Source organism: Sphingomonas sp. NFR04, from assembly GCF_900114095.1.
In the GTDB taxonomy this organism is placed as follows: Bacteria; Pseudomonadota; Alphaproteobacteria; order Sphingomonadales; family Sphingomonadaceae; genus Sphingomonas.
This window is the reverse complement of the sequence record NZ_FORV01000007.1, coordinates 151,807-171,647: the sequence shown is the minus strand read 5'-3', so window position 1 is coordinate 171,647 and position 19,841 is coordinate 151,807. Positions and strand designations below refer to the sequence as shown.

Genomic DNA, 19,841 nt, shown 5'->3' with positions numbered 1-19,841 from the left:
CGCGCCGATCCCTTACTTCTTCTGGAGCTGGGGGATGACCTTCTGGCCCGGATTGAGGAAAGCGCCCGCGGTCATTACCACGCGCTCGCTACCGGTGAGGCCGCTGCTGATCCGCACGCCCTGATCCGATACGTCGCCGGTCTTCACGTCCCGGCGCACCGCCTCGTCCTTGTCGTTGAGGATATAGACATAGGTGCCCAGCTGGTCGCTCTGCACCGCCGATTGCGGCAGGATCACCGAGGTGACCGATCCCGCGACGATCCGCGCGCTGGCGAAGCCGCCGGGGCGCAGCGCCGGGTTGTAGGGCAGGGCGATGCGCGCGATGCCGAGCCGGCTGGTCGGATCGATCACCGGCGAAACCTGCCACACCTGGCCCTGGAAGCTGGTCTGCGTGCCCACCGGCGTCACTTCCGCCGGCGCGCCGACGTGGAGCTTCTGGATATCGGCCTCGGCAAGCTGGGTGCGCAGCTCGAGCTGGCCGTCCATCGCCATGCGGAACAGCGTGCCCGAGCCCGAGCTCACGATCTGGCCCGGCTCAATCTGGCGGGCGAGCACCAGGCCCGCCTCCGGCGCGCGGATGTCGAGCCGGCGGTTGCGCGCCTGGGTTTCGGCCAGCTGCGCCTTGGCGACGCGGACGCGGGCGAGCGCCTGGTCGCGCGCCGCGGTTTTCTGATCGATATCGGCGCGAGAAATGAACCCGTTTCCGACCAGCTTCTCGGCGCGTTCCAGATTTGCCTGGGCGAGCTTGGCGTCGGCCTCGGCAACGCGGATCTGCGCGGCGAGCGACTCGGCGGTCTGCGCCTGCACCGAGCGGTCGACCACGGCGAGCACCTGGCCCTTCTGCACCCAGCTGCCGGCATCGACCAGCACGCGGGTGACGATGCCGCCCTCGCCCGCGACGCCGACCGGCATCTCGCGCTTGGCCGCTAGGCTGCCGGTGCCGGTGACGATCGTCGACGCGGTCTGCTGTCCCGGTGCGGAGACGGTGACGGTGAGCAGCTGGCTCTGGTCCTTGCCGCCCTTGGCGGCGGGGACGGGCTTGTTCGCCGAGCGCCCCATCAGCAGGAAGCCGGCGATCACGACCAGCACAAAGGCGCCAAGGCCGATCCACAGCCACCGCCGCCCGCGCCGCGCCGGTTCCCCCTCGAACCCGAGCTGCTCCTGCCGATCCAACATCCCTGCCTCGTAATTCATGCGCCCACCTCGTCCGGAGCGCGTACACGCCCCTCGTCGCACTGTATTATAGGAATATATCACCGGCGGCAAGGCCGGCGTAGCAACGCGCGGCGGCATGCCCGGTTGCATGCACGCACGCAAGTGACACCAAAGAAAAAGCGCCCGATCTGCGGGGGCTTGCAAGTAATGCCAATCGTTTGTCGTCGCCGCTTCGTTCAGCCTGCGTTCGTGTGCAGGCGTCGACAAGCCGGTGCAGGATGACGACAAACAACAGGAGGAACATTCCCATGATCCGCTCTCTGCCGCTCGCCGCGCTGCTCGCGCTGGCCGCTTCGCCCCAGGCCTTCGCGCAGGTGCAGCCGGCCGCCCAGCCGATCCCGGCCGACGGCACCGTGCTCGACATCGTGGCCGAGGGCACCAGCACCCGCGTGCCCGATCTCGCGCTGATCCAGGCCGGGGTGGTCACCACCGCCGGCACTGCCGGCGAGGCGATGCAGCAGAATGCCGCGCGGATGGCCGCGGTGCTGGGCGCGCTGCGCAAGGCCGGCATCGCCGAGCGCGACCTGCAGACCAGTTCGGTCAATCTCGCGCCGCAATATCGCTATCAGGAGAACAAGCCGCCGGTGATCACCGGCTATCAGGCGTCGAACCAGCTCACCGTGCGCTTCCGCGACGTCGCGAAGAGCGGCACGATTCTCGACGCGCTGGTCGCCCAGGGCGCCAACAACATTTCCGGCCCGAACCTGACGCTCGCCGACGAGGATGGTGCGCTCGACGAGGCGCGGCGCGACGCGATCGCCAAGGCCAAGGCGCGCGCGACGCTTTATGCGCAGGCAGCGGGGCTCAAGGTCGATCGCATCCTGCTGATCTCGGAAGCGGGCATGCCGCAGATGCCGCAGCCGGTGCCGATGCTGATGCGCGGCAAGGCGATGATGGCCGAAGCCGATACCGCGATCGTGCCCGGCGAGCAGAAGGTCACCGCCAGCATCTCGGTCCGTTTCCTGCTGAAATGATCCGGACATGAAAAAAAGGGCCGCCCCGGCTGGGACGGCCCTTTTTGTTGGTCTGGTGGAAGCGGGATGCTTAACGCACCGCGCCGCGACGCACCAGGTTGACGATCGCCAGCAGGATGACCGCACCCACCAGCGAGACCAGGAAGGTCATCGGGGTGATCACGCCGCTGTTGATGTTGCCGCCGAACAGCAGGCCGCCGACGAAGGCGCCGACGATGCCGACGACGATGTTGAGGAAGACGCCCTGCTGGGCATCGGTACGCATGATGATGCTAGCAAGCCAGCCGACGACGCCGCCGATGACGAGCCAAACGATAAATCCTACCATTGGTCCCTCCTTTACAAGCCCGGCGACCCGGGCAACGTAAAGGAAAATCCGCGACGTGCGTATTTGGTTCCGTGGCGATATTTTGCGTTGTCAAGGGAACTTTCGTGCCGAAAAACGAAAATATCAGAATTTCTGCTGGCGCTCGTACAACGAACGATAGTGCTGGATGCGCGTGACGCGCAGGCCCGGCATGCCCGAGCGATCGATCGCGCGCTGCCAGCCGGCGAATTCCTCGACGGTGAGGCCGTAGCGATCGCACACCTCGTCCACGGTCAGCAGCCCGCCATTGACGGCGGCCACGACCTCGGCCTTGCGCCGCACGACCCAGCGGGTGGTGTTCGGCGGCGGCAGGCTGTCCAGGGTCAGCGGCTCGCCGAGCGGACCGATCACCTTGGCAGGACGGATCTTCTGGTTCTCAATCATCTACCAAACCTCTTCGGGGCCGGCCGCCCCTGTTACGCAACCGTGAAACGACTTTTACCGGCCTGCCTTGAACATCGGCTAAAATGGCAAGGTAAACGCGCGCTTCACGCCTCTCCCCACTGGTGCAGCGCGGTTGCGGCGGCGCGATGGAAACAGCCATCGGCCGGCGCAAGCAGCGCTGCCACGGGAAGCGGCATCGAAAGCCGGGTCTGGATTCGCGCGGTGAGGCTGGCGGCCTGCCGGCTCGTCACCATCGCCATCAGCACCGCGAGTCCCGTCGGGAGTATCGCAGCGCCCAAGTCGCGGTTCGGATGGGCAAAACTCAAGTCCACCAATGCGTTTCCAGTCGTCCTTCGAGCGCGCAGTATAAGCGGCGAGTGCTGAAAGGGCCGTAAAGGCGCCGAAAACCTCGGCTTAACTTCCATGTCTGGCAGGTTTCCGAGCGCCCCGGGTGGCATCCGGAGCGGGGCTGCCCTATCTGGGCGGCCATGAACGCCGGTGATTTCCAGCTAGCCGAGCCGCTTTCGGGGCGGCGCATCGTCGTCGCCATGTCGGGCGGCGTCGATTCCTCCGTCGTCGCCGCGCTCGCCGCGCGCAGCGGGGCGGAGACGATCGGCATCACGCTCCAGCTCTACGATCATGGCGAGGCGGTGGGCCGCGCAGGCAGCTGCTGCGCCGGCCGCGACATCCGCGACGCGCGCGCGGTGTGCGACAAGCTCGGCATCGCGCACTACGTGTTCGACCATGCGAGCAGCTTCCAGACCCAGGTGATCGACGACTTCGCCGACGAATATATGGCGGGCCGCACCCCGATCCCGTGCGTGAAGTGCAACATGGGGCCCAAGTTCACCGATCTGTTCGCGCTCGCCCGCGACCTGGGTGCGGACTGCCTCGCCACCGGCCATTATGTTCGCCGGGTGGTGGGTGCACAGGGTGCCGAGCTGCACCGCGCGGCCGACCCCGCGCGCGACCAGAGCTATTTCCTGTTCGCGACGACGCAGGCCCAGCTCGACTATCTGCGCTTTCCGCTGGGCGGGCTGCCCAAGCCCGAGGTGCGCGCGCTCGCCGCCGAGCTGGGGCTGGGCGTCGCCGGCAAGCCCGACAGCCAGGACATCTGCTTCGTCCCAGACGGCGACTATGCGACCCTGGTCAAGAAGCTGCGTCCCGAGGCCGAGGCGGGCGGCGAGATCGTCGACGAGCGCGGCGTGCGGCTGGGCGAGCATCGCGGCCTGATCCACTTCACCGTCGGCCAGCGCCGCGGGCTGGAGATCGGCGGTGCGCCGGAACCCTATTATGTCCTGCGGCTGGAGCCCGAGACGCGGCGGGTCGTCGTCGGCCCGCGCCGGGCGCTGGCGGTGGGCGCGGCGCGGCTGGAGAATATCAACTGGCTGGCGGGCGACTATGCTGGGCCGATGACCGCCAAGGTGCGCAGCCTCGCCAAGCCGGTGCCGGCGCGGATGGAGGGCGACCGGGTGGTGTTCGAGACGCCCGAATATGGCGTGGCGCCGGGGCAGGCCGCGGTGCTCTATGCGGGGGATCGCGTGCTGGGTGGCGGCTGGATCGCGGAAACCGAGCGGGCACAGGCGGCGCTTGCGGCCTGACCTCGTTCGATGCTGGACGCTAAGGTCCAGGGGGTTCTGTTGCCCGGCCCCCCTGGCGGCCGCTGGAATCCACTTCTGTTGCCCGGTGTGGCCCGAACCGCGCATTTTAGAATAACCTTAGGCCGTTAAGCCGTGAGGTTACGCCGCAATAGCGAGTGCTTCGTTATCGTTGGCACTTGTGTAATGGGCCGTTGCGGTGGTCCCATTCCGAGCGAAGACAGCGCTTTTCAATACACGTCGATCCTGGTTCGGCCCCGTCAGAAACGGTGTCCAGATACACCACCTTTTATGGTGGAGCCGCCGGGTACTGCCCCCGGGTCCGCTGCATCTATTATACGCCATTGTTTATCGCCATAGCCGGGCGAACCCGGCAAAACCCTATATAGGGCGTTTGCGCTTAATGAAAAGGTCAGGTTGCACGGATTAAGCGCCTTCACACCGCCCCATTCGGTTGGCATGGAGAATGCATCATGTTGACGCAGCGTTCCCGCTACGCGCTCCGCGCAATGCTCTTCCTCGCAGAACAGCCGATCGCCGGCGCGCCCGTGCCGATGAACCGCATCGCCGCCGAGGCGAACGTACCCCGCAAATTCCTCGAGCTGATCCTCGCCGACCTGCGCGAGGCGAGCTTCCTCGTCTCGACTCGCGGCAAGATGGGCGGGTATCGCCTGGCGCGGCCCGCGCACTTAATCTCGCTGGGCGAGATCATCCGGGTCATCGAAGGGCCGCTGGCGCTGGTCCCCTGCGTCAGCCGCACCGCCTATCGCCCGTGCAACGACTGCAAGGACGAGGCCGCCTGCGCGATCCGCCGCGCGATGGCCCGGGTGCGCGACGAAACCGCCCGCATCCTCGACGGCACCAGCCTGGCCGATGCCGCGGCGGAGGAACTGGCGGCGGCCTGAGCCGCTGGATGCGTCGCGCCGCGGCCTTGCTGCCGCGGGAAGGCCGGATGCCCTGCGCACCAAGCCACTGTCATCCCCGCGCAGGCGGGGATCCATTGGCGCTGACGTCGCGGTTCTTTCCTCGAGCGCACAGGCGAATGGATCCCCGCCTGCGCGGGAATGACGAACTTGAGGGGCGAGGCCCCGCCAAACCCTCAAGCCCCCGCGTTGCGCTTCTTCAGCTCGTCGCGAATCTCGCGCAGCAGCACGACATCGGCCGGATCGGCGGCAGGCGGCGCGGCACCGGTCGCCTTCTCGCGCTCGGCGGCGGTGATGATCTTGTTCACCGTGCGCACCAGCAGGAAGACGATGAAGGCGAGGATCAGGAAGTTGATCACCACCGTGATGAACTGGCCGAAGCCGATCAGCGGCACGCCCGCCGCCTTGAGCGCGGCATAGTTGGACGGCGAGCCGGTATAGCTGGGCGGGATCGCGCCGAGCCGGAGGAAATAGCCGGAAAAGTCCACCCCGCCGAAGATCCAGCCGACCAGCGGCATGATCATGTCGTCGGTCAGCGATTTGGTGATGTTGCCGAACGCCGCGCCGATGATCACGCCCACCGCCAGATCGAGCACGTTGCCGCGCGCGATGAACGATCTGAATTCCTTCAACATTCGCAATCTCTCCCATAGCGAAGGCTTCGCGACCTTGCCGAAGTCAGGGACAGAGGCCAACCCCCGAACGTCCGATTTCGCTTCCTCCCGCCGGTGTAGGCGTCGTATAAGACACCCCGTTGATGGGATTTGGAGGTTGCTTCCCCATGAAGTTTCGTACCGCACTCGTGCCGATCGCAGCCCTGTCGCTCTCGGCCTGCGGACTCAACAGCGTGCCCACCGCCGAGGAGAATGCCAAGGCGAAGTGGGCGGACGTGCAGGCGCAGTATCAGCGCCGCGCCGACCTGGTGCCGAACCTGGTCGCGACGGTGAAGGGCGCCGCCGCGTCCGAAGGCAAGATCCTGACCGACGTGATGAATGCGCGCGCCAAGGCGACCTCGGTACAGGTCACCGCCAACGACTTGACCGATGCGGCCAAGGTCCAGCAGTTCCAGCAGGCACAGCAGCAGCTCGGCGGCTCGCTCTCGCGGCTGCTCGCGACGGTGGAGGCCTATCCGGACCTCAAGAGCCAGGGCAACTTCACCACGCTGATGAGCCAGCTGGAAGGCACCGAGAACCGGATCACCATCTCGATCCGCGATTACAACCAGGCGGTGCAGGACTATAACACCCGCATCCGCACCTTCCCCGACGCGGTGGGCGCCAAGGTCTTCTACGGCGCCAAGCCGATGACGCCGTTCCAGGCCAAGGCGGGCGCCGACGTCGCGCCGACGGTGAACTTCGGGAACGGCAGCTGATCCACGCGGCGCTCCTTGCGAGCGCCGTGCTGCTGCACGGCTGCGCGGCGGCAAAGGTGCACTCCCAAGCGGAGGTGCAGCCTGCGCCGCCCGTGGTCGTAGCGACAAGGGATGTACGACCGCTCCCCGAGTTGACGGGGCGCGTTGTAGATAACGCGCACCTTCTCTCCGCAGAGGCCATAACGGCCCTTTCGCAACGATTGGCAGTGGCAGAAGCCCGCACCTGCCATCAGCTTGTGGTCGTCACCGTGCCCAGCCTCGTCGGTGAGAGCATCGAATCCTTGGGCCTCCGCCTTTTGAATGGCTGGGGAATTGGGCGGCGCTTTTACGATGACGGGGTACTGCTGCTCATCGCCCCGAACGAGCGCCGGGCGCGGATCGAGGTTGGTTTCGGCTTAGAGAACAGCCTCACCGATGCGGAAGCGGTAATGATCCTCCATCGCGACGTCATTCCCCGCTTCCGTGCCGGGGACTGGAACGGCGGCATCGATGCCGCCGTCACCTCCATTCTTCGTGAGATCAGCTAATGATCCTGTTGCGTTTCCTGCTGGCCCTGCTCGTGCTGGCCCCGCTTCCGGCCCTCGCCGACCCGACTTTCCCCAAGCTGACCGGCCGCGTGGTCGACGATGCGCACCTGCTTTCACCCGAGCAGGTGGCGCAGCTCACCCAGCTTTCACAGGAGGTGCAGCAGGCCTCCAGCCGGCAGTTCTACGTCGTGACGATTCCGGACCTGCAGGGCTATGAGATTGCCGATTACGGCTATCAGCTCGGCCGTGCCTGGGGCGCTGGCCAGAAGGGGGCCGACAACGGCATCATCCTGCTCGTTGCGCCGAACGAGCGTCGGGTGACGATCCAGGTCGGCTACGGCCTCGAACCGGTCATGACCGACGCGCTGTCGAGCCGGATCATCAACGGCATCATCTTGCCCCGGTTCAAGGCCGGGGACATGGCGGGCGGCATCGTCGCCGGCGCACAGGCGATCGGCGAACAGCTGAAGCAGCCGCTCGAGGCTGCCGAGCAGAAGGCCAAGGAAGCACAGGACGCAGCCACCAAGGCGCGGAGCCGGCACAAGCAGGGCGGCGGACTGCCGATCGGACTGCTGTTCTGGTTCATCATCCTGGTCGTCATCCTGGTACCGATGCTCGCGCGCTTCGGTGGGCGGCGCCGGCCCGGGCCGTGGGACGGCCAGGCCTATCGCGATCGCGACCATGGCAGCGGCATGCTGCCGATCGTGCTGTGGACCATCGCCAACGAAATCGGGCGGGAGGCCGGGCGCCGCAACGACGGCTGGGGCGGCGGTGGCGGCTGGGGAGGCGGCGGCGACGGCGGCAGCTGGGGCGGCGGCGGTAGCGACAGCGGCGGCGACGACTTCTCCGGCGGCGGCGGGTCGTTCGGCGGCGGCGGCGCTTCGGGGAGCTGGTGACAATGCGATTGACCGATCAGGACCGCGCCAAGGTCGCCGCGGCCGTGAAACTAGCCGAGTCCGGCACCAGCGGCGAGATCGTCACAGTGCTCGCCCGGCGCTCGGATGATTATGCCGATGTCGCGCTCCACTGGGCGGTGCTGGCCATGCTGCTGGTGCTGGCACTGCTCGCCTGGCAGCCCTGGCCAATCGAATGGCTGCACACCCGGCTGATCGATCCCTGGGCGCAGACCGTGCCGGCGCACTGGTACCTCACCGCCGCACTGGTGGTGATTGCGCTTACCTTCCTGCTCGTGCGCGTCGCGCTCGCCAGGGACGCGCTGCGGATCGCGCTCGCGCCGGGATCGACCAAGACGCGCCGGGTTCATGCCCGGGCGCTCGCGCTGTTCCGCACCGCCGCCGAGAAGCGGACGACGGGGTCGACCGGCGTGTTGCTGTACCTGAGCCTTGCCGAGCACCGTGCCGAGATCATCGCCGATTCGGCGATCCATTCGAAAGTGGCGCCCGAAGTCTGGGGTGCGGCGATGGCCGCCCTGCTCGCCGAGGTGAAGGACGGCCGACCGGCGGACGGCATGGCCGCGGCGGTGGCGCAGATCGGCATCATCCTGGCGCCGCATTTCCCCCGCGCCGACGATGACGTGAACGAGCTTCCCGATCGGCTGATCGAGCTTTAAGGGCGTCCCCATGACCGACGAACCGATCGAGACCCCCTGGGCGGGCAAGTGGATCACCGTGTTCCGCCAGGGCAAATGGGAATATGTCGGGCGCACCGGCGGCATCCGCGCCGTCGTGATCGTCGCGATCGACGATGAGGACCGGGTGATCCTGGTCGAGCAATATCGCGTGCCGCTTGGCCGCCGTTGTATCGAGCTGCCCGCCGGGCTGGTCGGCGACACCGAGGCAGGTGACACGATCGAGGCGGCCGCCCGCCGCGAGCTTGAGGAAGAAGCAGGCTATGCCTGCGACCGCGTCGAGGAACTCGGCGAGTATTTCGCGTCGCCCGGCATGGTCAGCGAGAGCTTCACGCTGGTCCGCGTCCACGGCCTCACCCGCATCGGCGACGGCGGCGGCGTCGACGGCGAGGACATCAAGGTCCACCATGTGCCGATGGCCGGGCTGCCGGCGTTCATCGCCGAGTGCCGCGCGCAGGGCATGGGCGTCGACGTGAAGATGCTGCTGGTGCTCAGCGGCGCGCTGCTGGGGCGCGGCAACGGCTGAGAGCGTATCGATCGGCATCTACTCGCCATGAAACGACGAACCCCGCCGGATCGCTCCGGCGGGGTTCGCGCTACCAGGGAGGCTGGGAGCTCAGTTGCTCGCGTAGCGCACCTTCACCGAGCGGCGCGAGGCGCGGAGCATGCCGCCCATCATCCCGAACCCGGCGATCATCAGGCCCCAGCTCGCCGGCTCCGGCACTGCCGAGAGCGCGGTTGCCGAGAAGCTGGTTGCGCCGTTGCCCTGCGTGGTCAGGGTCAGCATGGCCGCCGTGTCGTCATAGCCGGCGATGCGGAAGGTCCCCGATGCGATCAGCTTGAGGCTGCCGCCGGCGCTGTCCGCCGAGTAGGTGACCGACTGGATCGAGCTCAGGTCGAAGAAGATCGACGACCCAATGTCGAAGAACGACGCGATCGGCCCGCCGGTGAAGGTCGGCAGGTCCTTGATCGTGCCGCACGGCCCGATGCAGGTGATGCCCGAGAACACGCCGGTCGTGCCCAGCGCAGCGAAGATGGTGCCCGGTGCACCGCCATCGCCCGTGGACGTGCCGGGCATGCCGAAGTTGTAGAAGTCGAGGCCGGTGGCGGCGCCCATGTTGGTGGCGCCGACCGGGCGAACGAACCCGTTGAAGCTGATCTGTCCCAGGATCTGCGCGGCCTGCGCGGGGACGGCCGCGCACAACAAGGCTGCCGCGGCAGCAATCTTCGTATGAATACGCATTGGCGCACCCTTTCCTTTGTTAACGGCGATGTGAGCGACTCGGCTCTGCGGCCGTTAACCCGACGTTAAGTTTATGAAAGGGAACAACAATAACGTTCTCATCAATGAAGGTGCGAAGGTTTGCATTGTGCGGCGCCGAGCAAGCGAGCCCTACCTGGCTTGGTTTCCGGTACATTCAGGCCATGCTGCGTGTGCAAACGATCGCTCGCTAATCACGATGTGGGTGGAGAAAACCTCTTCCCAGCCACTCAATCGAAACGTTATCGCAACGTTGCTGCAACCGCGATGTCGCTTTTCCGCTCGTCCTGCAAAGCGAACAAATCTGTGCTTTTTCGAGACAATCTAGTCGAAAAACGTGCCTGGGTGCGACGTTCAGAGCCGCTTGCCCTGCCGCCCTGCCAGCTCGACGACATATTGCCAGGCGACCCGGCCTGACCGGCTGCCGCGTCGCGTCGCCCATTGGATGGCGTCCTGCGGGTCGAAGCGGAGGCCGTTCGCCTCGGCATAGCCGCGTACGATCGCCACATAGGTGTCCTGGTCGACGACGTGGAAGCCCAGCGACAGGCCGAAGCGATCGGCCAGTGCCAGATCGTCGTCGATCGAGTCGCGCGGGTTGATCGCGCTCGCCTGCGCGTCGATGTCGCGGGGGAGCAGGTGGCGACGGTTGGAGGTGACCAGCAGGCGGCAGTTCGCCGGTCGCGCTTCGGCGCCGCCCTCGAGCAGCGAGCGCAGCGCGCGCGCATCGGCTGCGGCATCGAAGCCGAGATCGTCGAGGAAAATCGCGAAGGGGCGATCGGTGGTGGCGAGCAGCGCGAACAGGTCGGGCAGCGTTTCCAGATGCGTGGTCGCCGCCTCGACCAGCGCCAGCCGGCCGCCCTGCGCCTGGACCTCGGCCACCGCGCCCTTGACCAGCGCGGACTTGCCGGTGCCGCGCGCGCCCCACAGCAGCACGTCCTGCGCGGCATGGCCGGCGGCGAGCCGTTCGAGATTGGCGAGCAGCGCGATCCGCTGCTTCTCCACGCCCTGGAGCAGCGTGAGCGGGGTGGGGGCGAAGGCGCGCGCCGGCACGATGTCGCGCCCGCGCCAGACATAGGCGGGATGCGCCTCCAGATCGGCGGGCGGGGCGGGGGGCGGCGCCAGCCGTTCGAGCGCCTCGGCGATGCGGATCAGCGGATCGGTCATGGCGCGGCTATAGCGCAATGCAGCGCGGGTGCGAGCCCATCCATCCTCCCGTGGAAGGGGAGGTGGCGCGCGCAGCGCGACGGAGGGGTGTCGACGCTGGTGGGCGCCCTTCCGCCACGAGCGGGACACCCCTCCACCACCGCCTTCGGCGGCGGTCCCCCTCCCCCTCCGGGGGAGGATCGGGATCAGCCCGCCGTTTCCTTGTTCCGCCAGAAGTCCTGGACGATTTCCCAGCCTTCTTCGGCGGTTTCGCAGAAGCGGAACAGGTTCAGATCGCGCGGCGAGATCACGCCTTCGTCGCACAGCGCCTCGAAATTGACGACGCGGTTCCAGAACTCCTTGCCGTAGAACAGCACCGGGATCGGATCCACCTTGCCGGTCTGGATCAGCGTCAGCAGCTCGAAGCTCTCGTCGAAGGTGCCGAAGCCGCCCGGGAACACCGCGACCGCGCGCGCATGCAGCAGGAAGTGCATTTTACGCAGCGCGAAATAGTGGAACTGCATGCTCAGGCCCGGCGTGACATACGGGTTCGGCGCCTGCTCGTGCGGCAGCACGATGTTGAGCCCGATGGTCTCCGCGCCCACGTCGCGCGCGCCGCGGTTCGCCGCTTCCATGATCGAGGGGCCGCCGCCCGAGGTGACGACGAAGTGGCGCTTGCCGGCCGCGTCGACCGGGAAGTTGCTCGCCAGCCGGCCGAGTTCGCGCGCCACGTCATAATATTTGGACTTGGCTACCAAGCTCTCGGCGATGCGCTTCTGCTGCTCGGTTTCGGCCAGCGCCAGCACCGCCTCCGCCTTGGCCGGCTCGGGGATGCGCGCCGAGCCGTAGATCACGAAGGTGGAGGCGATGTTCGCCTCGTCCAGCAATAGCTGCGGCTTGAGCAGCTCCAGCTGGAAGCGGATCGGCCGCAGGTCCTCGCGCAGCAGGAAGTCCATGTCCTGGAAGGCGAGCCGGTAGGCGGGATGCTCGGTCTGCGGGGTGCCGGTGGCGGTGTTGGCGGCTTCGGCTTCCTGCTGGGCAGGGCGGAAGACGCGCGACGGGACTCTCGTATCGCTCATTGACCGCGGATTAGGCGCATCCGCCCCGCTTGGAAAGCCTCAGGCGCAGAAGGGCCCGCGCCCCATATCGAGATGGAAATGGTCGCGGTGGACGTAATTGTAGTTGGGGCTCAGCACGGTAGCGAAGCGCCTGCAGGCGGATCCATGGACGGTCTCGAGGAACTTGCGGACCGCCGGGTCCTGGTTCTGCCAGTCCTTGAGGATGGTGATCCGCCGCCCGTCCTTGAGCACGAAGCCCGAGACGTCGACCGCATTGGCCCGCCCATGCTCGGACAGCTTGGTGGACGCCTGCGCGCTGCCGACAATGGCGCGGCAGACATAGGTGCCGAACGTATCCACCCGGACGAGGTCGCTGCCCAGGATTTGCCGCGCCGCAGGCGCCACGGCATATTGCACCCAGCCGGTGAAGGCACGGGCGAGCGGGCAGCGCATGCCCTTGACGCCGCCCACCGGCACGCCGATGTCGATCAGCTGCACCGCGCCCTCGACGATGCAGCCGCCGCCATAGTCGCGATCCGGCATTGCGCTGAACCGCACGCCGGCGCGGGAGAGGTCGGTGAAGCATTGCTGGGTGTCGCGCGGCGTCGGCCGGTTTAGCGTGATCGGCGGGCTGCCGCGGGGGCGGGTGGGGGCCGGAGCCGGTCGTTTGTCGCCACCGCCGCTGCCGAAGATACAAGCCGAAAGCAGCAGGGGCAGGGCCAGCACTGCCAGCGGAAACACACGCGAGAACGCCATGGCGGTGCACCCTACGCGACTTCGGTGGCGGCGCGAACCACCGTTCGTCGCTCGGGCGACTCGTTTTGTCAGCGCGTCGCTTCGATGAAGCGCTCGCCGAGCTCGGCAGGGACGCGCAGCAGCCGGCCGGTAGCGCGGTCGAGCAGCGCCCAGCTGGTCACCGCCTCCACCCGCACCTTGCCGTCTTGCCCGAGGAAGCGGACATGGCGGTTGAAGCGGGCACCGCGCGGCGGCTCGGGCACCCAGGTCTCGCCGGTCACCGTCTCGCCCGCGCGGACATTGCCGCGATAGTCGATCTCGTGCCGGGTGATCACCCAGACATAGGCGGCCTGCTCCTCGGGCGTGGCGAGGCTGTCCCAATGCGCCACCGCAATGTCCTGGATCCACACCACCCACACGGCATTGTTGACGTGGCCGAGCACGTCGATGTCGGCAGGCGTCGCGGTGATCTGGCGGGAGAAGCGGGGCATCACGAATCCTCAGGCGGTAACCATGGAGCGTAGCGCGACCTTCACCCAAAGGGGAGCAGGGTCCGCGCCATGTTGCCGCGCCGCCCCTCCGCCCTGTTTCGCAGCCGCTGGGCGGCACTGCTCTGGGCGGCGGGGGTGCTGTGGACGGCGGTGAGCGTCGCCGGCGTCGGCACGTCGCATATACCTGCCGTGCCGACCGACAATGCCACCGATGTACTGGGGCAGCCGGTCGACAACGAGGATCTGGCGCTGCTCCGAAACGTGATCGGCGGCTGATTATTGGGCCGGCTTGCCCGGATCGTCCTGGAACTTGATCGCCCGGATGTGCCAGGCCTTTTGCTCGGGCGTGGCGCCGTCGATGTCGCCGGCGCGATGCAGCGTGACCTCGCCGAGCTGGTAGAAGGGTTTGCCCGTCGCCTTGATGCGCGCATAGACCTGCACCGGCACGGTGACGTAGCGCTGGCCCGCGCCCGCCTCGATCTGCCCCGGCGCGCCGACATTGGCGTGATATTCGGAATAGGGGGCGAAACGCGCCGCAAACGCCTTGGCATCGCCGCCCGAAGCCTTGCCGCCGTCGCTCCACAGCGCCCAGGCCTGGTCGTACCGCCCGCTTTCGATCAGCGCATAATAGGTCTGAACAACATTGGCCGCGCCCTGCGCGCTGTCGGGGGTGAACTTGGCCTCGCTGACCGGCGTGCGGTCGTCGGGCAGGCCGCCCGGCTGGCCGGGGGCGGGCGGGTCGAGCGGTTCGAGCTGCTCGTTGCCGGGCGCGAGCTCGGTCGCTGCCGGCGCGGTCTGGTTGATCTCGGCGGTGCTCGCGACGTTGGTCGTGTTGTCGGCCGCGGGCGGAAGTCCCGAGGAACAGGCGGCGAGCGAACAGGCGGCAAGCAGGGCAGAAGTCAGGCGCATCCGGGTCTCTTCCAAAACGGGAACATGCGAACGAGCCACCGGATGCGCCGGTTCCTCAATCGGCCAGCGGCTGGTTGCCGACGAAACCGAGCTTCACGATGTTGGCGCGCTTGATCGCGGCGAGGACGGCGTCGAAGCGTTCGTAGCGGGCTTCCGGATCGGTCTGCAGCTGGAGCACCGCGGCATCGCTACGCAGCCCCGCCAGCTTGGCCGGCAGCGCGGCGTCGGCGAGGCGGGTGCCGTCCCAGAACAGCGCGCCGGCCTTGTCGATCGCCAGCCGGTGCGTCGCGTCGTCGGTGGCGGCGGGCCCGCCCTGCGGCAGGTCGACCGGCACCTTGTGGGTCGCCATCGGCATGCTGAGGATCATCACGATCAGCAGCACCAGCATCACGTCGATGAACGGCGTGACGTTGATCGCGCCGAACGGCTGGGGCTCGGCGGTGGACACGAACTTGGGCATGACCTCTCCTCCTTCACTGCAATGGTATAACGTACCATTTCATAGCCGGGAGGCATTCGCAAGAGGCGGCCGAGGGCGCGCAGCATCGGCCGCGCGCCCTCGGCCGAAGGTCAGGGGCGCAGCGCGACGTCGTCCGGATCGTCGAGTTCTTCGTCGAGATCGTCCTCGTCGACATCGTCGTCGTCGAAATCGTCCTGGATGTCGTCCTCGTCGAGGTCGTCCTCATCCTCGTCGGCGTCGTCGTCTTCCTCGCCGATCTCGTCGTCCGCCATCGACAGTTCGTCGAGATCGTCGTCGTCGTCCTCGCTGCCGCCGAGATCGGGGTTGAGGTCGGTCAGCAGCGCGCCGTCGTCCGGCCCGTCGCCCGTCACTTCGAGAATTTCGGCGCGCTGGCTCTCGTCATAGCCTTCCGCGTCATACACGTCGTCGCTGGGACCCTGGGTGCCGCTCATCGCCAAACCTCATCACTGGCCCGGCGGGGATCGCCGGGGTTCGAATGCGCAACGGCGCTGGCCCCGGCTGCGTTCCGACTCAGCTCGGGCGGAACATCCGTCCGCGTTCCGTCACCGCTACTACCACGAGCGAGAGCGCACCCATCAGCAGAAAACCACTATACAGGGGGATGGTGGTGCCATCGAAGGCCTGGCCGATCGCCGCCCCGATCAGCGCGCCGACGATGGTGGTGACGAAGCCCTGCAGGCTGGAGGCGGTGCCGGCGATTGCGCCCATCTTCTCCATCGCCATCGCCGAGAAGTTGGACGTGGCGAGGCCGAAGCACGCCATCATCAGCGCCTGCAGCGCGGCGAAGCTCCAAAGCGTCTCCAGCCCCAGCACCGTCACGGCGAGGTGCAGGGCCGCGATCAGCGTGAGCAGGCTGACGGCGGTGTGCGAGATCATCCGCATGCCCAGCCGCATCACGATCCGTGCGTTGAGGAACGATCCCACCGCCATCGTCCCCGCCACCCCGGCGAAGATGGTGGTCAGCAGATCGGGCCGGTGGAAGACGTCGGCCATCACCTGCTGCACCGATCCGATAAAGCCGAACAGCGCGCCGGAGAGCAGCGCGGTGGCGATGGTGTAGCCGACCGCCGCGCGGTCGCGCAGCATCACCCCATAGTCGGCGAGCACCCGGGCGGGCACCAGCGACTGGCGGGCATCGGCGGCGAGCGTTTCCGGCATGCGCGTGGCGAACCACAGCAGCGCCAGCCCGCCGACCCCGCCGATGCCCCAGAAGATCGTCCGCCACGATCCGCCCGCGGCGAGGACGATCTGCCCCAGCGTCGGCGCGAAGATCGGCGCGGCCATGAAGATGATGAACACCAGGCTCATCACCCGCGCCATTGCCCGCCCGGCATAGCAATCGCGCACCAGCGCGACGGTGATGACCCGCGATCCCGCCGCCGCCGTGCCCATCGCCACGCGGGCGACCAGCAGCAGCGTGAAGCTGCCCGAGATCGCCGCGACGCCGCTGGTCAGCACATAGCTGGCCAGCGCGATCATCAGCACCGGGCGGCGGCCGAATCGATCCGAGAGCGGCCCGTAGAGCAGCTGCGCCGTGCCGAAGCCGACCAGAAAGGCGGTAATCACGAACTGGCGATGATTGGCCGATTCCACGCCCAGGCTGGTGCCGATCGCCGGGAGGGCGGGGAGCATCGAATCGATGCCGATCGCGGTCAGCGCCATCAGCGCCGCGGCAAGGGCGACGAACTCGGCGAAGCGCAGCGGCGCCTGGCCGGTGGCGGCGGTGCTCAGGTGCGGGGCGTTCATGCCCGGCTCATGGCCCAAGCCTTCCCCAACGTCACCCTTTTTCCGGTTGACGTGGATGCCCGCGCAACAACATTGCGATGTGCAACCGCCGCAGGAGTATCCGCATGAATCGCCGTTTCGCACCCCTGTTGCTGCCGATCGCACTCGCCGCGTGTCATGGCAGCGCGAACATCAACTTCGACGGCAACGACAGCGACGGCAACAGCGTCATCTCCACCGACGCCAACGGCCGGATCCAGATCAAGGCGCCGGGCATCCAGGGCTCGATCACGCTGCCGAAGATGCCGCTCGACGCGAAGAATTTCGACATCGACGGGGTGACGCTCTATCCTGGTTCGACGCTGAAGAACCTGAAGGTCAACGACAACCAGGGCGACAAGGATGGCCAGGTCATCGTCGAGTTCGAGAGCCCGGCAGCACCCACGGTGGTGCGCGACTGGTTTCGCGACAACATGACCAAGCAGGGCTTCAAGGTGACGACCAAGGACGATAACCTGATCGGCACCACCGATGACGGCCAGCCCTTCGCGCTCCAGCTCAGCGCGAGCGGCGATGCCAAGACCAAGGGGCTGATGCAGGTCGGCCGCTGATCCCGATCGGGACAGGGCGCCGGCCATTGGGAATCTTCCCAGGCTTGTGGGGCCGGTGGTGGCGGGACTAACCGCCGGTTTTTGCGTTCGGAGACTGTGATGTTGGATACCCTCGCCGAAATCCCGGCGCTTTCGCTGAAGGACCAGGCCAGCGATCCGGAGGGCTTTGCCCAGGCGTTCGGCGGCTCGTTCCAGCGCTTCGGCTTCGCCGTGGTGCGCGATCACGGCGTGCCGCAGGAGCTCATCGCGCGCGCCTGGGCGCTGACCAAGGCGTTCTTCGAGCTGCCCGAGGAGGAGAAGCGTAGCTATTTCCTGCCCGGCGGCGGCGGCGCGCGCGGCTATACCCCGTTCAAGACCGAGATCGCCAAGGGCGCGACCCATGTCGACCTCAAGGAATTCTGGCATATCGGCCGCGAGCTGGCCGCCGGGCATCGCTTCGGCGACGTGATGGCGCCGAACGTCTGGCCGAACCAGCCCGAAGGATTCCGCGAGACCTTCATCGAGCTGTTCGCCGCCTTCGACACGGCGGGCGACAAGCTGCTCTCGGCCGTGGCGCGCTATCTTGGCCTCGCGCCCGACTGGTTCGACCCGGCGGTGAAGGACGGCAATTCGGTGCTGCGCCTGCTCCACTATCCGCCGGTCGCCGCCGACGCGCCCGAGGTCCGCGCGGGCGCGCATGAGGACATCAACCTGATCACGCTGCTGCTCGGTGCCGAGGAAGCCGGGCTGGAACTGCTCGACCGCGACGGCAAGTGGCTGGCGGTGAAGCCTCCCGAAGGTGCGATGGTGATCAACGTCGGCGACATGCTGCAGCGGCTGACCAACCATGTGCTGCCCTCGACCACGCACCGCGTGGTCAACCCTCCGGCCGAGCGCCGCGGCCATTCGCGCTATTCGATGCCGTTCTTCCTGCATCCGGCACCCGATTTCCTGATCAAGACGCTGCCCGGCTGCGTGAGCGCGGAGAACCCGAACCGGTACCCGGAGCCGATCACCGCGCATGATTATCTGCACGAGCGGCTGGTCGAGATCGGGCTGATCAAGAAATAAACAGCGCGTGGTGGTGCTCGCGCGCGACAAAATCTGTCTTTCCTTCTAGGAAGGAGAGGCGCTAGGGACGGCAGGCGGCGGTCGAGCGAAGGCTCTGCCGCCGTCTTGCTGTAGAGTTTTAAAGGAACGAGGAATGGCGGAAGCGTTGCGCGTGGCACTGGCGGGGCTCGGTACGGTGGGCGGCGGCGTGATTCGCCTGCTCGACGCCAATGCCGAGCTGATCAGCCGTCGCGCGGGGCGCCCCATTGAGGTGGTCGCCGTTTCCGCCCGTGATCGCACCAAGGATCGCGGCATCGATCTGTCGCGCTTCGACTGGGTCGACGATCCCGTCGAACTGGCGCGCCATGCCAAGGCCGATGTGGTGGTGGAGCTGGTCGGCGGGTCGGACGGCCCGGCGCTGGCGCTCGCCCGCGCGGCGCTGGGCGCCAACAAGAGCTTCGTCACCGCCAACAAGGCGATGATCGCGCATCACGGGCTCGAACTGGCGGAAGCCGCGGAAGGCGCGCAGGTCGCGCTCAAGTTCGAAGCTGCGGTGGCGGGCGGCGTGCCGGTGATCAAGGGGCTGCGCGAAGGCGCTGCTGCGAACGAGATTGCCCGTGTCTACGGCATCCTCAACGGCACCTGCAATTTCATCCTGTCGAAGATGGAAGCCGAGGGCCGCGACTTCGCCGAGATCCTCGCCGAGGCGCAGGCGCTGGGCTATGCCGAGGCCGACCCCACCTTCGACATCGACGGCATCGACGCGGCGCACAAGCTGTCGATCCTCGCCAGCATCGCCTTCGGTACCCAGCCGGCCTTCGCTGACCTCAAGGCAAGCGGCATTCGCCACATCCTGGCGGCGGACATCGCCGAGGCGGCGACGCTCGGCTATCGCGTGCGGCTGCTCGGCATCGCCGATGCGGGTGCGCATGGGCTGTTCCAGCGCGTCCATGCCCATCTCGTGCCGCTCGGCCATCCGCTGGCGCATGTCACCGGATCGACCAATGCGGTGGTGGCGGAAGGCAATTTCGTCGGCCGGCTGCTGTTCCAGGGCGCGGGTGCCGGCGACGGCCCGACGGCAAGCGCAGTGGTTGCCGACCTGATCGATATCGCCCGCGGCGAATTCGGCCCGCCTTATGCGATGCCGGCGACGGCGCTGGTATCCCAGCCTGCGGCGGACAGCGGCGAGCGGCGCGGGCGTTCCTATGTGCGGTTTACCGTCGCGGACCGCGTCGGCGTGCTGGCGGAGATTGCGGCGGCGATGCGCGATGCGGGTGTCTCGATCGAGAGCCTGATCCAGCGCGGCGTGAGCCCGGACGGCAGCGCATTGGTCGCGATCGTCACGCACGAGGCGCCGGAGCGGAGCATCGCCCAGGCACTGGAAAAGCTGCGGGGATCGCAGAGCCTCACCGGCGAGCCGATGTGGATGCACATTCTCGACGCATGAGCT

27 protein-coding genes and 1 other RNA gene are annotated in these 19,841 nt (G+C 67.4%); 12 read left to right on the top strand and 16 right to left on the bottom strand.

Going from position 1 to position 19,841, the window contains the following annotated elements:
- Window positions 1-12 precede the first annotated feature (12 nt).
- Window positions 13-1,194, bottom strand: coding sequence for an efflux RND transporter periplasmic adaptor subunit (locus tag BM009_RS18510; protein ID WP_093298449.1), 1,182 nt, complete (start codon window positions 1,192-1,194; stop codon window positions 13-15).
- A 46-nt stretch (window positions 1,195-1,240) separates the two neighbouring features.
- Window positions 1,241-1,465, bottom strand: a complete 225-nt coding sequence (locus tag BM009_RS22710; protein WP_175488114.1) for a hypothetical protein — start codon at window positions 1,463-1,465, stop codon at window positions 1,241-1,243.
- Between BM009_RS22710 and BM009_RS18505 the strand changes: the two genes are divergently transcribed.
- Complete coding sequence (locus BM009_RS18505) at window positions 1,464-2,189, top strand: SIMPL domain-containing protein (RefSeq protein WP_093298447.1); 726 nt, start codon at window positions 1,464-1,466, stop codon at window positions 2,187-2,189. The two genes, BM009_RS22710 and BM009_RS18505, sit on opposite strands and share 2 nt — an antisense overlap.
- 70 nt (window positions 2,190-2,259) lie before the next feature.
- Here the strand turns inward: BM009_RS18505 and BM009_RS18500 are convergent, their stop codons facing one another.
- The 3 genes from BM009_RS18500 to BM009_RS18490 all read right to left on the bottom strand — a co-directional run bounded on the left by BM009_RS18500 (window position 2,260) and on the right by BM009_RS18490 (window position 3,272).
- A complete protein-coding gene (locus tag BM009_RS18500) occupies window positions 2,260-2,517 on the bottom strand; it encodes a GlsB/YeaQ/YmgE family stress response membrane protein (protein WP_093298446.1) in 258 nt (85 codons plus the stop codon).
- A gap of 123 nt (window positions 2,518-2,640) precedes the next feature.
- Complete coding sequence (locus BM009_RS18495) at window positions 2,641-2,940, bottom strand: CtrA inhibitor SciP (RefSeq protein WP_066721323.1); 300 nt, start codon at window positions 2,938-2,940, stop codon at window positions 2,641-2,643.
- 104 nt (window positions 2,941-3,044) lie between these two features.
- On the bottom strand, window positions 3,045-3,272 hold the full coding sequence (locus BM009_RS18490; RefSeq protein ID WP_254772351.1) for a hypothetical protein: 228 nt from the start codon (window positions 3,270-3,272) through the stop codon (window positions 3,045-3,047).
- Between the two features lie 156 nt (window positions 3,273-3,428).
- Between BM009_RS18490 and mnmA the strand changes: the two genes are divergently transcribed.
- Window positions 3,429-4,541 (top strand): tRNA 2-thiouridine(34) synthase MnmA, encoded by a 1,113-nt coding sequence (gene mnmA / locus BM009_RS18485; RefSeq protein WP_093298443.1) that lies wholly within the window; start codon window positions 3,429-3,431, stop codon window positions 4,539-4,541.
- A gap of 63 nt (window positions 4,542-4,604) precedes the next feature.
- Here the strand turns inward: mnmA and ssrA are convergent.
- Window positions 4,605-4,952: a transfer-messenger RNA gene (ssrA, locus tag BM009_RS18480) on the bottom strand.
- A gap of 59 nt (window positions 4,953-5,011) precedes the next feature.
- On the opposite strand from ssrA, the gene BM009_RS18475 reads away from it, so the two are divergent.
- Complete coding sequence (locus tag BM009_RS18475) at window positions 5,012-5,443, top strand: RrF2 family transcriptional regulator (protein WP_066721336.1); 432 nt, start codon at window positions 5,012-5,014, stop codon at window positions 5,441-5,443.
- A 194-nt stretch (window positions 5,444-5,637) separates the two neighbouring features.
- On the opposite strand, the gene mscL is transcribed toward BM009_RS18475, so the two are convergent.
- Window positions 5,638-6,096, bottom strand: coding sequence for a large conductance mechanosensitive channel protein MscL (gene mscL, locus BM009_RS18470; RefSeq protein ID WP_093298441.1), 459 nt, complete (start codon window positions 6,094-6,096; stop codon window positions 5,638-5,640).
- Window positions 6,097-6,242: 146 nt separating this feature from the next.
- On the opposite strand from mscL, the gene BM009_RS18465 reads away from it, so the two are divergent.
- From BM009_RS18465 to BM009_RS18445, 5 genes are read left to right on the top strand one after another with little or no spacing between them, the layout of a single operon-like run.
- Window positions 6,243-6,833 carry a LemA family protein gene (locus tag BM009_RS18465; RefSeq protein ID WP_093298440.1) on the top strand — a complete coding sequence of 197 codons (591 nt, stop codon included), beginning with the start codon at window positions 6,243-6,245 and terminating at the stop codon, window positions 6,831-6,833.
- 26 nt (window positions 6,834-6,859) lie between these two features.
- On the top strand, window positions 6,860-7,360 hold the full coding sequence (locus BM009_RS18460; RefSeq protein WP_175488113.1) for a TPM domain-containing protein: 501 nt from the start codon (window positions 6,860-6,862) through the stop codon (window positions 7,358-7,360).
- Window positions 7,360-8,256, top strand: coding sequence for a TPM domain-containing protein (locus BM009_RS18455; RefSeq protein WP_093298437.1), 897 nt, complete (start codon window positions 7,360-7,362; stop codon window positions 8,254-8,256). The genes BM009_RS18460 and BM009_RS18455 overlap by 1 nt, the downstream gene beginning before the upstream one ends.
- A 2-nt stretch (window positions 8,257-8,258) precedes the next feature.
- Window positions 8,259-8,930 (top strand): TPM domain-containing protein, encoded by a 672-nt coding sequence (locus tag BM009_RS18450; protein ID WP_093298436.1) that lies wholly within the window; start codon window positions 8,259-8,261, stop codon window positions 8,928-8,930.
- A gap of 10 nt (window positions 8,931-8,940) precedes the next feature.
- Window positions 8,941-9,474 (top strand): NUDIX hydrolase, encoded by a 534-nt coding sequence (locus BM009_RS18445; RefSeq protein WP_093298434.1) that lies wholly within the window; start codon window positions 8,941-8,943, stop codon window positions 9,472-9,474.
- A 90-nt stretch (window positions 9,475-9,564) separates the two neighbouring features.
- On the opposite strand, the gene BM009_RS18440 is transcribed toward BM009_RS18445, so the two are convergent.
- From BM009_RS18440 to BM009_RS18420, 5 genes are all read right to left on the bottom strand, one after another.
- Window positions 9,565-10,191 carry a PEPxxWA-CTERM sorting domain-containing protein gene (locus BM009_RS18440; protein WP_139216674.1) on the bottom strand — a complete coding sequence of 209 codons (627 nt, stop codon included), beginning with the start codon at window positions 10,189-10,191 and terminating at the stop codon, window positions 9,565-9,567.
- A 372-nt stretch (window positions 10,192-10,563) separates the two neighbouring features.
- On the bottom strand, window positions 10,564-11,373 hold the full coding sequence (locus BM009_RS18435) for an ATP-binding protein (RefSeq protein ID WP_093298431.1): 810 nt from the start codon (window positions 11,371-11,373) through the stop codon (window positions 10,564-10,566).
- A gap of 185 nt (window positions 11,374-11,558) precedes the next feature.
- Complete coding sequence (locus BM009_RS18430) at window positions 11,559-12,431, bottom strand: LOG family protein (RefSeq protein WP_093298430.1); 873 nt, start codon at window positions 12,429-12,431, stop codon at window positions 11,559-11,561.
- Between the two features lie 39 nt (window positions 12,432-12,470).
- The gene (locus BM009_RS18425) at window positions 12,471-13,166 is read right to left on the bottom strand and encodes an extensin family protein (protein ID WP_093298428.1); all 696 of its coding nucleotides are present in this window, start codon (window positions 13,164-13,166) and stop codon (window positions 12,471-12,473) included.
- A 68-nt stretch (window positions 13,167-13,234) separates the two neighbouring features.
- Entirely contained in the window at window positions 13,235-13,636 is a 402-nt protein-coding gene (locus BM009_RS18420; RefSeq protein WP_093298427.1) for an acyl-CoA thioesterase, read from the bottom strand.
- Between the two features lie 69 nt (window positions 13,637-13,705).
- Here BM009_RS18420 and BM009_RS18415 point away from each other — a divergent pair, with 69 nt between their 5' ends.
- On the top strand, window positions 13,706-13,912 hold the full coding sequence (locus BM009_RS18415; RefSeq protein WP_093298425.1) for a hypothetical protein: 207 nt from the start codon (window positions 13,706-13,708) through the stop codon (window positions 13,910-13,912).
- Here BM009_RS18415 and BM009_RS18410 read toward each other — a convergent pair whose 3' ends face one another.
- The 4 genes from BM009_RS18410 to BM009_RS18395 all read right to left on the bottom strand — a co-directional run bounded on the left by BM009_RS18410 (window position 13,913) and on the right by BM009_RS18395 (window position 16,772).
- On the bottom strand, window positions 13,913-14,545 hold the full coding sequence (locus BM009_RS18410; RefSeq protein WP_093298424.1) for a hypothetical protein: 633 nt from the start codon (window positions 14,543-14,545) through the stop codon (window positions 13,913-13,915).
- A gap of 55 nt (window positions 14,546-14,600) precedes the next feature.
- On the bottom strand, window positions 14,601-15,005 hold the full coding sequence (locus tag BM009_RS18405; protein WP_093298422.1) for an ExbD/TolR family protein: 405 nt from the start codon (window positions 15,003-15,005) through the stop codon (window positions 14,601-14,603).
- A 110-nt stretch (window positions 15,006-15,115) separates the two neighbouring features.
- The gene (locus tag BM009_RS18400; RefSeq protein WP_093298421.1) at window positions 15,116-15,457 is read right to left on the bottom strand and encodes a DNA primase; all 342 of its coding nucleotides are present in this window, start codon (window positions 15,455-15,457) and stop codon (window positions 15,116-15,118) included.
- Between the two features lie 79 nt (window positions 15,458-15,536).
- Window positions 15,537-16,772: a multidrug effflux MFS transporter gene (locus BM009_RS18395; RefSeq protein ID WP_093298419.1), complete on the bottom strand. Its 1,236-nt coding sequence runs from the start codon at window positions 16,770-16,772 to the stop codon at window positions 15,537-15,539.
- 104 nt (window positions 16,773-16,876) lie between these two features.
- On the opposite strand from BM009_RS18395, the gene BM009_RS18390 reads away from it, so the two are divergent.
- From BM009_RS18390 to BM009_RS18380, 3 genes are all read left to right on the top strand, one after another.
- The gene (locus tag BM009_RS18390; RefSeq protein WP_093298418.1) at window positions 16,877-17,362 is read left to right on the top strand and encodes a hypothetical protein; all 486 of its coding nucleotides are present in this window, start codon (window positions 16,877-16,879) and stop codon (window positions 17,360-17,362) included.
- A gap of 99 nt (window positions 17,363-17,461) precedes the next feature.
- Window positions 17,462-18,412, top strand: a complete 951-nt coding sequence (locus tag BM009_RS18385; RefSeq protein WP_093298416.1) for an isopenicillin N synthase family dioxygenase — start codon at window positions 17,462-17,464, stop codon at window positions 18,410-18,412.
- Between the two features lie 133 nt (window positions 18,413-18,545).
- On the top strand, window positions 18,546-19,838 hold the full coding sequence (locus BM009_RS18380) for a homoserine dehydrogenase (RefSeq protein ID WP_093298414.1): 1,293 nt from the start codon (window positions 18,546-18,548) through the stop codon (window positions 19,836-19,838).
- The last annotated feature ends 3 nt before the right edge of the window (window positions 19,839-19,841 follow it).

Bases quoted from the DNA above. Each gene is read 5' to 3' on its own strand.
- BM009_RS18435 (WP_093298431.1), bottom strand. From the start codon at position 11,373: ATGACCGATCCGCTGATCCGCATCGCCGAGGCGCTCGAACGGCTGGCG.
- mnmA (WP_093298443.1), top strand. From the start codon at position 3,429: ATGAACGCCGGTGATTTCCAGCTAGCCGAGCCGCTTTCGGGGCGGCGC.
- BM009_RS18430 (WP_093298430.1), bottom strand. From the start codon at position 12,431: ATGAGCGATACGAGAGTCCCGTCGCGCGTCTTCCGCCCTGCCCAGCAG.
- BM009_RS18495 (WP_066721323.1), bottom strand. From the start codon at position 2,940: ATGATTGAGAACCAGAAGATCCGTCCTGCCAAGGTGATCGGTCCGCTC.
- BM009_RS18390 (WP_093298418.1), top strand. From the start codon at position 16,877: ATGAATCGCCGTTTCGCACCCCTGTTGCTGCCGATCGCACTCGCCGCG.
- BM009_RS18465 (WP_093298440.1), top strand. From the start codon at position 6,243: ATGAAGTTTCGTACCGCACTCGTGCCGATCGCAGCCCTGTCGCTCTCG.
- BM009_RS18440 (WP_139216674.1), bottom strand. From the start codon at position 10,191: ATGCGTATTCATACGAAGATTGCTGCCGCGGCAGCCTTGTTGTGCGCG.
- mscL (WP_093298441.1), bottom strand. From the start codon at position 6,096: ATGTTGAAGGAATTCAGATCGTTCATCGCGCGCGGCAACGTGCTCGAT.
- BM009_RS18510 (WP_093298449.1), bottom strand. From the start codon at position 1,194: ATGAATTACGAGGCAGGGATGTTGGATCGGCAGGAGCAGCTCGGGTTC.
- BM009_RS18415 (WP_093298425.1), top strand. From the start codon at position 13,706: ATGTTGCCGCGCCGCCCCTCCGCCCTGTTTCGCAGCCGCTGGGCGGCA.
- BM009_RS18425 (WP_093298428.1), bottom strand. From the start codon at position 13,166: ATGGCGTTCTCGCGTGTGTTTCCGCTGGCAGTGCTGGCCCTGCCCCTG.
- BM009_RS22710 (WP_175488114.1), bottom strand. From the start codon at position 1,465: ATGGGAATGTTCCTCCTGTTGTTTGTCGTCATCCTGCACCGGCTTGTC.
- BM009_RS18385 (WP_093298416.1), top strand. From the start codon at position 17,462: ATGTTGGATACCCTCGCCGAAATCCCGGCGCTTTCGCTGAAGGACCAG.
- BM009_RS18500 (WP_093298446.1), bottom strand. From the start codon at position 2,517: ATGGTAGGATTTATCGTTTGGCTCGTCATCGGCGGCGTCGTCGGCTGG.
- BM009_RS18445 (WP_093298434.1), top strand. From the start codon at position 8,941: ATGACCGACGAACCGATCGAGACCCCCTGGGCGGGCAAGTGGATCACC.
- BM009_RS18455 (WP_093298437.1), top strand. From the start codon at position 7,360: ATGATCCTGTTGCGTTTCCTGCTGGCCCTGCTCGTGCTGGCCCCGCTT.
- BM009_RS18395 (WP_093298419.1), bottom strand. From the start codon at position 16,772: ATGAACGCCCCGCACCTGAGCACCGCCGCCACCGGCCAGGCGCCGCTG.
- BM009_RS18505 (WP_093298447.1), top strand. From the start codon at position 1,464: ATGATCCGCTCTCTGCCGCTCGCCGCGCTGCTCGCGCTGGCCGCTTCG.
- BM009_RS18450 (WP_093298436.1), top strand. From the start codon at position 8,259: ATGCGATTGACCGATCAGGACCGCGCCAAGGTCGCCGCGGCCGTGAAA.
- BM009_RS18405 (WP_093298422.1), bottom strand. From the start codon at position 15,005: ATGCCCAAGTTCGTGTCCACCGCCGAGCCCCAGCCGTTCGGCGCGATC.
- BM009_RS18475 (WP_066721336.1), top strand. From the start codon at position 5,012: ATGTTGACGCAGCGTTCCCGCTACGCGCTCCGCGCAATGCTCTTCCTC.
- BM009_RS18420 (WP_093298427.1), bottom strand. From the start codon at position 13,636: ATGCCCCGCTTCTCCCGCCAGATCACCGCGACGCCTGCCGACATCGAC.
- BM009_RS18380 (WP_093298414.1), top strand. From the start codon at position 18,546: ATGGCGGAAGCGTTGCGCGTGGCACTGGCGGGGCTCGGTACGGTGGGC.
- BM009_RS18400 (WP_093298421.1), bottom strand. From the start codon at position 15,457: ATGAGCGGCACCCAGGGTCCCAGCGACGACGTGTATGACGCGGAAGGC.
- BM009_RS18410 (WP_093298424.1), bottom strand. From the start codon at position 14,545: ATGCGCCTGACTTCTGCCCTGCTTGCCGCCTGTTCGCTCGCCGCCTGT.